Source organism: Olivibacter sp. CPCC 100613 (genome assembly GCF_036959255.1).
Lineage (GTDB): Bacteria > Bacteroidota > Bacteroidia > Sphingobacteriales > Sphingobacteriaceae > Olivibacter.
On the sequence record NZ_JAWMTI010000002.1, the window covers coordinates 259,348 to 271,415 of the forward strand.

The 12,068-nt window shown below is 40.5% G+C and carries 14 protein-coding genes; 8 read left to right on the plus strand and 6 right to left on the minus strand.

All coding sequences use genetic code 11. The annotated features are described in order from the left end of the window. Nucleotides 1-3: 3 nt before the first annotated feature. Together RYH73_RS07465 and RYH73_RS07470 are read left to right on the plus strand one after the other, a co-directional pair. Nucleotides 4-396: a rhodanese-like domain-containing protein gene (locus RYH73_RS07465; protein ID WP_335312794.1), complete on the plus strand. Its 393-nt coding sequence runs from the start codon at nt 4-6 to the stop codon at nt 394-396. Beyond that, nucleotides 363-2,117: a tetratricopeptide repeat protein gene (locus tag RYH73_RS07470; RefSeq protein ID WP_335312795.1), complete on the plus strand. Its 1,755-nt coding sequence runs from the start codon at nt 363-365 to the stop codon at nt 2,115-2,117. Before RYH73_RS07465 ends, RYH73_RS07470 begins: the two co-directional genes overlap by 34 nt. 104 nt (nt 2,118-2,221) lie before the next feature. On the opposite strand, the gene RYH73_RS07475 is transcribed toward RYH73_RS07470, so the two are convergent. Further along, on the minus strand, nt 2,222-3,883 hold the full coding sequence (locus RYH73_RS07475) for a sulfatase family protein (RefSeq protein WP_335312796.1): 1,662 nt from the start codon (nt 3,881-3,883) through the stop codon (nt 2,222-2,224). 376 nt (nt 3,884-4,259) lie between these two features. Between RYH73_RS07475 and RYH73_RS07480 the strand changes: the two genes are divergently transcribed. Continuing rightward, nucleotides 4,260-4,637, plus strand: coding sequence for a hypothetical protein (locus RYH73_RS07480; RefSeq protein WP_335312797.1), 378 nt, complete (start codon nt 4,260-4,262; stop codon nt 4,635-4,637). Between the two features lie 294 nt (nt 4,638-4,931). Then, nucleotides 4,932-5,819: a DMT family transporter gene (locus tag RYH73_RS07485; RefSeq protein WP_335312798.1), complete on the plus strand. Its 888-nt coding sequence runs from the start codon at nt 4,932-4,934 to the stop codon at nt 5,817-5,819. A 167-nt stretch (nt 5,820-5,986) separates the two neighbouring features. Here RYH73_RS07485 and RYH73_RS07490 read toward each other — a convergent pair whose 3' ends face one another. Beyond that, nucleotides 5,987-6,586, minus strand: a complete 600-nt coding sequence (locus tag RYH73_RS07490) for an NAD(P)H-dependent oxidoreductase (protein WP_335312799.1) — start codon at nt 6,584-6,586, stop codon at nt 5,987-5,989. Nucleotides 6,587-6,676: 90 nt separating this feature from the next. Here RYH73_RS07490 and RYH73_RS07495 point away from each other — a divergent pair, with 90 nt between their 5' ends. Then, the gene (locus tag RYH73_RS07495) at nt 6,677-7,249 is read left to right on the plus strand and encodes a TetR/AcrR family transcriptional regulator (RefSeq protein ID WP_335312800.1); all 573 of its coding nucleotides are present in this window, start codon (nt 6,677-6,679) and stop codon (nt 7,247-7,249) included. Between the two features lie 34 nt (nt 7,250-7,283). Here RYH73_RS07495 and RYH73_RS07500 read toward each other — a convergent pair whose 3' ends face one another. Next, nucleotides 7,284-8,624, minus strand: a complete 1,341-nt coding sequence (locus RYH73_RS07500; RefSeq protein WP_335312801.1) for a carboxylesterase family protein — start codon at nt 8,622-8,624, stop codon at nt 7,284-7,286. Between the two features lie 30 nt (nt 8,625-8,654). Beyond that, nucleotides 8,655-8,792 carry a hypothetical protein gene (locus RYH73_RS07505; RefSeq protein WP_335312802.1) on the minus strand — a complete coding sequence of 46 codons (138 nt, stop codon included), beginning with the start codon at nt 8,790-8,792 and terminating at the stop codon, nt 8,655-8,657. Between the two features lie 113 nt (nt 8,793-8,905). Here RYH73_RS07505 and RYH73_RS07510 point away from each other — a divergent pair, with 113 nt between their 5' ends. Beyond that, nucleotides 8,906-9,055: a hypothetical protein gene (locus RYH73_RS07510; protein ID WP_335312803.1), complete on the plus strand. Its 150-nt coding sequence runs from the start codon at nt 8,906-8,908 to the stop codon at nt 9,053-9,055. A 35-nt stretch (nt 9,056-9,090) separates the two neighbouring features. Beyond that, complete coding sequence (locus tag RYH73_RS07515; protein ID WP_335312804.1) at nt 9,091-9,525, plus strand: nuclear transport factor 2 family protein; 435 nt, start codon at nt 9,091-9,093, stop codon at nt 9,523-9,525. A gap of 82 nt (nt 9,526-9,607) precedes the next feature. Here RYH73_RS07515 and RYH73_RS07520 read toward each other — a convergent pair whose 3' ends face one another. Both RYH73_RS07520 and RYH73_RS07525 read right to left on the minus strand, forming a co-directional pair. After that, nucleotides 9,608-9,820 carry a hypothetical protein gene (locus RYH73_RS07520; RefSeq protein WP_335312805.1) on the minus strand — a complete coding sequence of 71 codons (213 nt, stop codon included), beginning with the start codon at nt 9,818-9,820 and terminating at the stop codon, nt 9,608-9,610. A 623-nt stretch (nt 9,821-10,443) separates the two neighbouring features. Then, complete coding sequence (locus tag RYH73_RS07525) at nt 10,444-10,602, minus strand: hypothetical protein (protein ID WP_335312806.1); 159 nt, start codon at nt 10,600-10,602, stop codon at nt 10,444-10,446. 77 nt (nt 10,603-10,679) lie between these two features. On the opposite strand from RYH73_RS07525, the gene RYH73_RS07530 reads away from it, so the two are divergent. Next, complete coding sequence (locus tag RYH73_RS07530) at nt 10,680-12,068, plus strand: TolC family protein (protein ID WP_335312807.1); 1,389 nt, start codon at nt 10,680-10,682, stop codon at nt 12,066-12,068.

Sequence of the window (12,068 nt, forward strand, 5' to 3'; positions counted from 1 at the left end):
ACTATGTCACATTTAAAAGGAATACTTTTTTTAATAGGCGCATTGTTAGGCCTAAACGATCACCTTTTCGCACAAGATCTCGTTAACCAGGAGATAGCGATCTTTGCGACAGCCATAGCACAGAACAATGTACAATTAATTGACGTACGGACGGGTCCTGAGTATGCCGAAGGCCATCTTGAAAACGCGAGATTGATCGACTGGAAAAATTCAAACAACTTTAAGAAAGCCGTAGAAAAGTTAGATAAAGACAAACCTATTTATGTCTATTGCCGCAGTGGAAGGAGAAGTACAGATGCTGGTAATTATCTTGTCAACCACGGATTTAAACATGTTTTCAATTTAGAAGGAGGTATTCAGCTATGGCAAGCAAAAGGCAAAAAAATTATAAAATAGCTGCTATTAGTTTAACGTTAATCTTTAGTATTACGTTTCTCGTCGCAAACGCACAGCGCTTATATGACCGTGAAAATGCAAAAAGGGCATCTTCTTCATCACATCCACATAGTTCAACATCCGAAGAAAATCAACATGACGGGAATCAAAGTCATGACCATTTCGCGCATATCCAGGCTTACAGAAAAGAAACTTCATTTGTTCATAACCTTCCCGCCCCCTCTATAATAGAAGGGATAGGTACCGTCAATTTCCCTATTTCGACAACTTCTTCCTCAAGTCAACAATTCTTTAACCAAGGAGTTGCACTATTGCATTGCTTTTGGGACTTCGAAGCATACCGCGCATTTAAAGAAGCCATCCGAACAGACTCTTCAGCTATTATGTTATATTGGGGTTTATATTCGGCGATAGGTGCTATTGAGGGAAATGATTTTGAGGGCGATAAGGACTTGGCCTTACGAAAAATGGAACTGCTATATGAAACGGCATCTCCAAGAGAACAATTATATTGCAAAGCCATATTATCGAGGGCAGATCCGACAAGTGGAAAAGAAAGCTACGAAAAAAACATGGAGCTTTTGATACATCGATACCCTGACGACGTACAGGCCAAACTCTTTCTTGCATTAAGCAAATTACACGGTTATGATGTAGATTTAAATCCAAGGGAAGGCACACTCTATGCAGAATATCTTTTAAAGGATATATTAAAAACAGACAGTCTCAACGCTGCAGCACATCACTACTGGATCCATCTTAAAGAAAACTGCTGTCCGGCGGAGGCACTGATAAGCGCTCAAAAGTTACCCATGCTCGCCCCTAATTCGGGTCATATGGTTCACATGCCAGGGCATATCTATTACAAATTAGGTGAGTATAAAAATGCACAAAAGGCATTTATAGAAGCCGTAAAAACAGATTCAACATATATTAAAACACAACACATTCCAGAAGTAGATGCTTGGAATTTCATTCACAATATCAACTACTTACTTGCAAACTGTGCGCAAAACGGTGATTACGCAACCGCTCTTTACTATGCCCGGAAATTGCAAGCAATGCCAGTAAGTAAAGCACGAAGTCAAAAATATGAAGGCCGTTTTTTTTATCAAGGCATCATTGCACCGGCAAAAATGGAACTTTGCTTTGGTAATTATAGTAAAGCAAGAGAACGACTTGAAGCTATCCAAAATCCGGACTCCGTTTACTCTCCAAAAGCAATGGCTTATCGTGACGCTTTACTTTTTTTTGCTTATGGTATGGAAGCTATTTCAAATGAAGATGCCGAGAAGGCTGCAGATTACGCTAATCAACTTGAAAGTCATTTGTGGCAAAACGTGCAAGAAACGGCTGATGAACGTAAAATCAACAATCATAGAATCAAAGAAGTATCTATCGCTGCACTCGAGTTACGCGGTCGTATCGCCCTACTAAACCGTCAATTTCAACAAGCTGAGACATTATTGACCCGCGCGGTGCTTGCGGAAAAGAATCTTGGGTACAGTGAACCACCCGCTTATGCGCGTCCTGTACTGCTCAGTTTAGAAAGTCTTTACACACAGCAAAAAAACTGGAGTAAAGTCCTCGAAGTCTTACATCAACTTAACAACCAGCACCCGAATAGCATCCATGTGGTGGACGGCTATATTCATGCATATCACGAGCTAGGCGATAAAGAAAAAGTAGCTTACTATAACGAGCTTAAACAAAAGTTGTAATTTTCTTAGAAAAAAGATTGCCCTGACCATTATTCCCGGGGCAATCTTTTACTCGCATAGCAAGCGATCGATAAGAGCACGATTTATACCAAAATTTCCGGCTATCAAATCTGCTGCGAAAATATCGCGGCAGCCTCTTTATCCTGGTATTGGTCGATTAGCTTTTTCAGTTTACCTTTCAATTCTTCGGCCGTTGCCTGATAAGCCTTGTCGCCATAGATATTATGAAGTTCTTGCGGATCTTTTTGAAGATCGTATAATTCCCAGGCATTCTGCCCCTTATAAAAACGCACCAACTTATAACGCTCCGTGGTAAGACCAAAGTGAGGCGACACGTGGTGAGGTTCGGGAAATTCATAATAATGGTAATAACTTGCGTCGCGGGTTTTCACGTCTTTTCCATTAGCCTGTAATACCGGAAGAAAGGATTGCCCTTGAATATCCTTTGGAACAGCTACCCCCGCAATATCCAATAAGGTCGGTGCCCAGTCGATGTTCAGCACATGCTGATCAATTTTTGTTCCCGGGGCTACTACCCCTGGATAACGGATTAGAAAAGGTGTTTTTAACGACTCCTGATATATAAAGCGTTTATCGAACCAACCATGCTCTCCCAGATAAAATCCCTGATCCGAACCATAAATAACAATTGTATTTTCCGCTAGACCTTTTTCATCTAAATAGGCCAATAATTTACCGATATTACGATCCAATGCATTGGCCGTCGAAAGGTAATCCTTTATGTAACGTTGATATTTCCATTCCGTCAAGGCCTTACCGCTTAATTTCTTATCGTCAAATTCTTTCGAAATTTTATCATAGTATGCACTGAATGTTTTTAATTGCTCATCGTTGAAACGACGGTAAAGCCCTCTCTTCAGATACCCTTCGATTTGCTGTTCCTGTTCAGGAGTTAACTTTTTATTACCGAAAAGTTTTTGTTTGATTGTTTCCCTTTGTTTCTGCAGATCCTTTTTGTTCAATTCATAGTCTATATGCACCTTCAGATCCTCTTTTAGGCGCATCGTTTTTTCAATCGTCATATCCTGATCAGCCGCTGCTTTTCTTCCTGCATAATCATCATAAAAAGTTTCCGGTAGCGGAAAATCAGTAGTATCATAAGCCCCCAAGTCCGTTAAATCAGGAAGCCACTCCCGATGGGTTGCCTTCTCTCCCACAACCAGAAAAAAGGGTTTATCAGTATCACGACCGTCCAACCAGTCGGTTGCCAAGTCGGTAATTATATTCGTCACATATCCTTCAATTCTTGTTGTATCGTTTGCTTGATTGATAAAATCAGGATTATAGTAAAATCCCTGACCTGGCAGCACATTCCAATAATCAAAGGCGTCACCGGGCAGCGTCCCTAAATGCCATTTCCCGATCCATGCAGTCTGATAATCGGCCTGTTTTAGCAAACGACTAAAGAGCTGTTGTTCCACGTTGAATTTTCCTTCATTACCAAGATAGCCATTTTCGTGGCTATATTTACCGGTCAGTAAATTTGCTCTACTAGGACCACAAATCGAATTCGTTACCAGGAAATTATTAAAGATAGCCCCCTCCTTTGCGATTCGATCAATATTCGGCGTGTGCGCATATTTATTTCCATAAGCACCAATTGCCTGATAAGCGTGATCGTCAGAAAAAATGAAGATAATATTGGGTTTTTTCAGTTTCTCTTCCGCTTTCTTTGCGTTTTGGTTACAGCTGGCCAATGCGATTCCGAAGGCAAGCAAACACATGTTAATTTTCTTTACCATCATTTATTTTCATTATTTATTCAAATAGTTGCAGTTCTCATTAAGAAGAAGTCAAATTAACACCATTCCCTATCCCTTTATCGCTATTGCTTCACAAAATAAATCTACAACAATTTGTTGATATATCCCTTCAATTAGGCCTTTCACAAAGTTTACTTTGCGTCAAGAGAAAGTTTGTTTATAGCTGTATATCACATTTTTACGCATTCCACCTAAATATACTGTGGTATCGCAACTAGCAACTTACCGGGAAAGAAACAAGTATTGCGTCATTTTTTCTCAAAAAACAGGATTTTTCCTGTATAATTTACAGTATTCCACCTGTAGATTATTTCTCCATTCTTCCCAATCTTTGTATCGCAAAAAACAAACATTACCTATGGACAAGCATTATGGAGAAATTATCGAAATCACGATTCGAAGAAACGGATACAGTATCAGTGAATTGAGTCGGATGATGAAGGTTAACAGACGATCAATTTATAATTGGTTTGCGCAAGCGAGATTTAAGCCGGAAATTATATTTAAGATTGGCGTTGCTATTCGTCATGATTTTTCGAAAGAATTCCCCGAACTATTTACATCCGAAGATTTTCAACGCGAAATTGAAAAAAGCAAACAAAATTTTTCTACCACAATCCAACAGGTGGAAGAACTATCCTACTGGAAAGACAAGTACATTAATCTTTTAGAAGAGTATAATGTAGCCTTAGCAAGACAAACACAACAAATGGGTAGAACTACCGCCCTAGCCTAAGGGAGTAAATGAAGAGAGGCAGCCTAGCTGCCTCCTCTTTCTGCTCCCTTCATTCCTTCCTATTCCTTTTGCTCTGCTGCCGCCGAAAGCAGAACAATTTCATCTTCTAGAAAAAGACAAGAATATTTCTTTTATTTGCAGAAATAATTGAACATGAATAGAACGAGTTGCCTTCCCCCTCCAATACGCTAGTTTTCTTCGGACAAATTCACGTATCTCGACTTTACGAAGTCGTTTTTCTGATGCGCATATTATTTACGAAAAAAATCTTTGTTATTTTTAAAGGCAATTTTCATGAAAAAATCATATTTGTTATTACACCTTGCCGTAATACTTGCTGGATTCACCGGTGTTTTTGGAAAACTCATTACACTTAACGAGGGATTGCTTGTATGGTATCGTATGCTTTTTGCGTCAGTTATGCTTTTGGCCATACTTCGATTGCGTAATAATAAGATAAACTTCTCCTTCCGGGAGAAAATCACAATCGGAAAAGTTGGACTGCTTATCATGACCCACTGGGTTCTGTTTTATGCCAGTATTAAGTATGCAAATGTATCCATTGGTGTAGTATGTTATTGTCTCACCAGCTTCTTCACGGCTATTTTCGAACCGCTAATCAATAAGAGGAAATTGGTACCCACTGAACTCGCCTTGAGTGCTTTAACGCTTTTAGGCATTAGCTTAATCTTTCATTTTGACACCTCCTATCAATTGGGTATTGCCATCGGTACCGTGTCGTCCGCTTTTGCAGCGCTCTACACTATTTTTAACCAGCGTTTAGTAAAACAACACGACAGCAAGGTAATCAATTACTATCAGATGCTTAGTGGAACGCTTGTGTTAGGTTTATTGATGCCCTTATACCTCTATTATTTTCCCACAAGTAATCTCTTCCCTAGTTTAAGTGATTTGATTTACTTGCTTCTACTGGCTTTATTTTGTACCGTCTTCCTTTACGTATTGTTTGCTGAAAGCTTAAAACATCTTTCCGCATTTACGGTTAATCTAAGCTTCAATCTGGAACCCATATATGCTATTATATTGGCATTTTGGTTATTTAAGGAAGGAAAAGAAGTGAACACCTCGTTCTATATCGGTTGTCTTTTCGTGATGGCCTCCGTTGTCTTACAATCTGTAATCGCCAGAAGACGGCTGAAAATGGCAAAAATTAAATCCTAGATTTCCAATCCCCGTATTAATTGCACAAGGTGAAGCAGACATTCCGGTTCCTGTTGAAAATGCCGTTAAAACCGTGGTGTGCAAAGATGCCTACCCGGTTCCTGTTCATGTTTTAGATGATTTTAATAAAAACACCGATTACCTTAAGCTGCTAATCGCGGTCACTTTTACTTCACACTGAGCATCCGAATATCTTCTGCTGCAACCGCTGATACCCTCTGGAGATAAACATCCAATTGTTCTTTAGGAACTCGGTAAATGGGGCTTATGTAAGTTGTATAAACCGGCGCGATTCCACAAAATTCCAAGGTTCCTTCTTTTAGCTGTAAGAAAGCTGAACGTTTAAACTGCTCTTCGTAATCCTTTTCAGGTGTATCGCCCGTAGAGATAATGCGTGCGGTCTTTCCACTGAACAATTTTTTATATGAACCATCACCTACGCTGGCAAATCCAATACCGGGAAGAAAGAGTCGGTCAATAAAGCCTTTCATCAAAGCAGGGTAGCTCCACCACCATAAGGGATGAACCCAAACCAAATGATCACTCCACAAAATATGGTCCAGCGCTTTTAGCAAATCGGGCTCCAACTCCATCCGCTTTCTGTAGCCATATTTTAAATTGGGGTCAAAATCCAGCTCCCGCAGCATCAAGCTCCGCACATTTACATCAAAGGATGTCGCTGTTTCTATATAACGTTCTGTTATTAGCTGATTAAAACTTTCTTTATCAGGATGACCATTGATCAACAAAATATTCTTTTTTTCCATTATATTTAAAGCATAAGGTTAAAATTAGGTCAAACGACCAATCAAAAATAGGTCATTTGACCTATAAAGCAAAATTGATTTATCTCCTTTATGTCAAAAAGAGAAAACGTAACAGCTGATATTCTTAAACAGACAATAGCAATTTTAAAAACCGAAGGAAGCAGCGGCGTGACGATGCGACAGGTTGCCGGTAAGACGGGTATTACGCTCAGCAATCTACAATATTATTATGCAGACCGAACGAAACTGTTTCAAGCAACAGCAGCGTTCTTCTTTAATGAATGCGAAAAAACGATCCTTAACGAATTGTCTGCGATCGATACCCGTGATGGCGAATCCGCTAAAGAATTTATCCGGAAGTTGCTCGACATGTTAATTGTAGATGGGGGAAATGACGATAATCATGGTATCTTCCGAGAGATATGGGCCTTGATGTTAAGAGATGCGGAACTGGCCGAGACCGTTCATCGTTTTTACAAAAATTATTCGAATTGGTTAGTACAGTTAATTTCCGGTTTTACCTCCCAACCTGAAAAAATTATTTCACTGCTTATTCCTTATGCAGAGGGTTATGCTGTTATAGGGGCAGATTTGACTCTTAAACGCCAAGAGATTATTGAAATGCTATTGGAGATTATTTGGCAGATGAAAGTCAAAACATAGTGGTTTTCTTCAACAATTCAACAAAAAAAACACCTCATGAAGCCCTTACACGTTGATAGGTTATAAGGTCAGGTATACGCTTTTGTTCGTCAAGGCTGCCTGTCCTTGCAAAGCTTGCCCATATTGCGCGCAAACGTCTTCCTGCGGCGCGTAATTCTTCTGAAGAGATCCCTTTGCAAAACACGGCATCTTTCCAAAACTCTTCATTTCCGAACAAAAGCGGGATATCGATCACATGGGCTGCTTTAAAGGGATTTTCGTTCGCACCCCAATCAATCTCATACGCGTAAACAGACTTTCCGCCACCTGCTATCAATTGGGCCAAGGCATGTCCCGAATCTCTATATACTTTATCGGTCGTTTTACGGATCAACCATTCCAATACCTTTTTGCCAACGATAGGCAGATGCATCAGTCGTTTTGTCAATCCGATATAGGGAGCGAAAAGAGCCGTTTCTCGACTCGTCCACCCAATCAATACATTCCATCTCTCAGCCCTTTCCTTCCAAACTGCTTCGGCCGCTTCTTCTTTGGGCAGCGGTTCATAACCGTATTGGACGCCGAATGGCATTCCACCCTTTAATCCGACCTGCCTCATCGAAAAAAGCATTGTATCCTGTGCCGCCAAAAGTGTTTGTGAAGACGCGTCTTTAGGCATCGAAGCTGCTTTTTTTATTAACAATTCCGTAAGCGATGCTTTTCCTCTTCGAATTCCCAAGGGCGCGCTTTGAATAATTACATTACGAAATAGGCCTTCTATGTCCTCTGCCAACATCAAATGAGCAATGGCATCACCGCCGGCCGACTGGCCAAAAAGCGTAATATTCTCTGGGTCACCTCCAAAGGCAGCAATATGCTTTTTTATCCATCGAAGCGCCGCTATGATATCGAGCAAGCCTAAGTTAGCGGGTATATCATTATACCCCCCTAAGAAGCCGAACAATCCTAATCGATAACTCACATTGACAACAATAAGCTCCTGTTCACTAACAAGTAAAGCCGGATCGTAAGCCGTCATATCCCCGGCACCGGTTACATAAGATCCACCATGAATCCAAACCATAACCGGCTTATCGTTTAGTGGGGACTCACTATTGGGAAGTGTTATTGAGAGATGTTGACAATTCTCATCCAAAGACAACTCGTCTGCCATATCCATGCCGAACACCTCTTTTAATATGGGAGAAAAAGACTGTGGACAAGCAGGAGACCACTTAGTAGCGACGTAAGGTTCTTCACCGCCCACTCCCTTCATTTCCTGGGGTTTTTCATAACGCCCTGCCACGGCATAAGGAATCCCGGTAGCACGTATGACATTTTTATCTTGCCATCCCAATATGGTTCCCTCCGAAGTTCGGAATGTAATATTAGTCATGTACATCGCATTACACTTATATCAAATTGATTAAATTACCACCGCCAACACTTCCGCCGCTACTCCTCCTTCTGAAGAACGGCCTTCTCCTGAAGAAGAAGCCCGCCACAAGATAAATAAAACCCGCTGCATATTCAGGATCAAAATAATGATGTTAAGCAAATCCATTTATCTACCGATCTAAAATCGGTGTTAACCGAGTACTTCCTACCATCCACCTATTTCCTATCGATTAGAAGCAGCTTGCCTTCTAAATTTGAATCAACAACAAAATGCTCGATATGATAATACAAAGATATAGACCATCAGCTGTACGTAAGAGAACAGAAGATGTTCGTTTTCGTACAGGTATTGAAAAAAACAAAGAGCATAAAAAACTGAAAAACAGCAATTTAAAAAAACGGAATAATTATACGAAGCATTTGGTATAGAAACAAGTAAAAATTAACACAAAAAATTAAATATTATGAAAACGTTCATCACATCCCTCATCGTTGCCATTCTGTTCACAAGTACCGCAGCTTTTGCTACAGTTCCTAAATCTGCGAAGCGTTCCAACGTTGCGGCCATTAATTATACCTTAGATCGCTACACCGATGCGCTATCTAAAGGACAGGTTGCCGACCTCGATCATTTGTTCAGCGAGCAATTCAATCAGCGTTTTGTACAAAGAGAAAAAGGAGCGAGTTTCGGTAAAAAACAACTGGTGAATTTTCTAAAAAAGCACCGCAACATTCAGCAAAATTGCGAAACGAATTACCGTATTTTAGAAGAAACCGAAGGCATGGCTATTGCCAAAGTAGAAATGAAATATAAAGACTTCTCGCGCATTGATTACGTAACGATCTCACACAGCAATGAGGGTTACCAGATTAGTCAGGTTGTAAGTACTTTTGAATAAAACGATCTATTTTGAAGACCACATAAAAGGCCACGTTCAATAAACGGGGCCTTTCTGCATCAATACGGACCAAGTATTTTCTTTAGCTTTGTAAATAATGTTCAATTCGATGTGCAAATTCCCTTAACAAACTTGGATCAACACGTTTAGCCTGAAAACGACATGCCTCCTTCTGTCGGAATTCAAAAGTAACTTGTTCGTTCATAATATCTACCATGCACAATTGCGTTCCCTGTATAGATGTCATATTAACATTGTAAAAATCACCTCTTACTTTCATCCAAAAACTTTGCATAATTCATTCAATTTAAATCCTTTACTTCCCTACTCTTTTTAGTGTACGCTCTTTTTATAACGATCGTATTTCAAGAAATGTAACAAGTTGCTCACAATTTTCATGAATTTTTAATATCTGTACAAATTCGTTGCCGGTGACGGTTTCCGATACCCGATCCGTAGGACTCAATTCAATCCAATCCGCATTTATGCTTCATCAGAACCAAAACAAGCCCAAAAAAAATATTTATCCTATGTATTTAGATTCATTGCCATGAATAAAGCCGACTGGATTACTCCCCCAATACGTCGCATAAAATCAACGTATTGGGGTATTGCTGAAGATTAGTTTTTTCTAATCCATTAGGCACTTTCCGACCGGTTGATTATCTTTGGGCTGCGTAGCGAATGTAAGTACCCATCAACATGTCAAGGAGCCTTCTTTCAAAATTTCTTCTGCTGACGATAGCATTACTATTTTCAGTGAAACCAATCGTTGGATTTCACCTCTATGCCAAAACCGAACCCATATCGTCCAATGAACTTATTACGATTATCAAGTCCTTCAGTAAAAGGAAACAAGAGTATTTGGACGACTTACTTTGCGAGGTTGAATTAAGCCAACAAGTCCGATCAGCAACCTTACAACCACTGGCACGACTGATTGTGCAATTTATTCGGTTGTCGGTCGATAAGTTGCATAATTGCCAAAATCAACTGCAACACTGCGCCATTAATCGATTTTGGCCATTCAAACAATACCTGATTTTTGAGCAGCTCGCGCTGTGATGCGCCAGCCATTCTTCTACTTTTATTGGAGATAAGCCTCCGTCAGGGCCCTATCTCCTTCCTTCATCATTCAAACTAAAACAACGTATATGCTTAAGCAACTTTTATTGCTTGGCCACAGCATGCTATTTAGCGTACTGCTTAGCTATGGCCAGCAGAAACCAAATCCAATTAGTCTTCAGCAGCTATTGCAGTTGGTAAAGCGCCATGCTCCATCCCTGCAAACAGACGCTGCTTCGTTGGCCATCAAGGAAGAGCAGATCAAAAAAACAGCTAACAACCGTTCCCCCGATCTTGAATTATCCTATCAAGCCGATCTGGGTTCCAACAATAACGTTGCGGGCCCCTACTTCGGATTCGGTATCGTACCTACTAACAATCGAGGTGTACGCGAAAACAATCAATATCGCCCGGTCAGCTCTAATCTGGGCATTGCAGCTTTTCAATGGGAGTTCAGCAACTTTGGCGCTTATAATGCCCAAAAAGCATTGGCCCAAGGAGATCTAACCGTCGAGACGAACAAATTTATGCAGGCGCAATTTGATCTCCAATCTTTCGCCATTTACAGCTATTTGCAGTTATTGAAATTCAACGATTTATTAACGATCCAGCAGCGCAGCATTGAAAGGAATGCCGAAATACATCGCTCTATTTTAGCATTGGCAAAAAGTGGTGTTCGAGCAGGTGTTGATACCTGCATGGCAGAAGCAGAACTTTCCAGAGCACGCCTGCAGCGCATAGCACTCGCCAACCAAGAAAAACAGCTCAAAATACGGATTGCCGCTGTTAGTGGCTTGCAACCCGAGCAGGTGATACCCGATACAGCTGCTGAACACACCTTGTTCCAACGAGTTAATGATATATCGTTAAACTTACAAGCCAAAAACCAGCACCCTCTCATCAACTATTATCAGTCTATCGTGGATAATCAACGGTTGAAGGAAGATTGGGTACGCAAGAGCTATCGGCCTAAACTTTTTTTATCGGCCGCCCTATGGGGACGTGCAAGCAGCATAGATAGCCAAGATCAGTTCCTGACACTCTACCAAGGTATCGGTATGCAACGGGGCAATTACCTCGTGGGAATTGGCATTAACTATAACCTATTCGATCGACGTCGACAAAAACTCGACTTGGCTGTTACGAAACAACAAACCACCCATGCTGCACGTAAGCTGGAAGAAGAGCAGGTAAATTTAAAAACAAACATATTGCAAGCCAAAGCAGAAGTGGATGCATCAGAAGAACGCTTAGAAGAGATACCCCGCCAGGTTAAAGCGGCAAATGCTGCCTACCGCCAGAAATTCTCCCTATACAAAAATGGACTAACTGATATTGTCGAGTTGAATGTTGCACAAAACATGCTCTATCGTGCCGAAATAGATTATGTAACGGCAAAGTATAACTATTATTTATCCCTTTTTCACTTAGTTATTGCACAAAACAATGTTGATCCATTTCTTCACCTCTTTAATTAG

Bases quoted from the DNA above. Each gene is read 5' to 3' on its own strand.
- RYH73_RS07475 (WP_335312796.1), bottom strand. From the start codon at position 3,883: ATGATGGTAAAGAAAATTAACATGTGTTTGCTTGCCTTCGGAATCGCA.
- RYH73_RS07500 (WP_335312801.1), bottom strand. From the start codon at position 8,624: ATGACTAATATTACATTCCGAACTTCGGAGGGAACCATATTGGGATGG.
- RYH73_RS07510 (WP_335312803.1), top strand. From the start codon at position 8,906: ATGATAATACAAAGATATAGACCATCAGCTGTACGTAAGAGAACAGAA.
- RYH73_RS07485 (WP_335312798.1), top strand. From the start codon at position 4,932: ATGAAAAAATCATATTTGTTATTACACCTTGCCGTAATACTTGCTGGA.
- RYH73_RS07495 (WP_335312800.1), top strand. From the start codon at position 6,677: ATGTCAAAAAGAGAAAACGTAACAGCTGATATTCTTAAACAGACAATA.
- RYH73_RS07465 (WP_335312794.1), top strand. From the start codon at position 4: ATGTCACATTTAAAAGGAATACTTTTTTTAATAGGCGCATTGTTAGGC.
- RYH73_RS07515 (WP_335312804.1), top strand. From the start codon at position 9,091: ATGAAAACGTTCATCACATCCCTCATCGTTGCCATTCTGTTCACAAGT.
- RYH73_RS07480 (WP_335312797.1), top strand. From the start codon at position 4,260: ATGGACAAGCATTATGGAGAAATTATCGAAATCACGATTCGAAGAAAC.
- RYH73_RS07505 (WP_335312802.1), bottom strand. From the start codon at position 8,792: ATGGATTTGCTTAACATCATTATTTTGATCCTGAATATGCAGCGGGTT.
- RYH73_RS07470 (WP_335312795.1), top strand. From the start codon at position 363: ATGGCAAGCAAAAGGCAAAAAAATTATAAAATAGCTGCTATTAGTTTA.
- RYH73_RS07525 (WP_335312806.1), bottom strand. From the start codon at position 10,602: ATGGCTGGCGCATCACAGCGCGAGCTGCTCAAAAATCAGGTATTGTTT.
- RYH73_RS07530 (WP_335312807.1), top strand. From the start codon at position 10,680: ATGCTTAAGCAACTTTTATTGCTTGGCCACAGCATGCTATTTAGCGTA.
- RYH73_RS07490 (WP_335312799.1), bottom strand. From the start codon at position 6,586: ATGGAAAAAAAGAATATTTTGTTGATCAATGGTCATCCTGATAAAGAA.
- RYH73_RS07520 (WP_335312805.1), bottom strand. From the start codon at position 9,820: ATGCAAAGTTTTTGGATGAAAGTAAGAGGTGATTTTTACAATGTTAAT.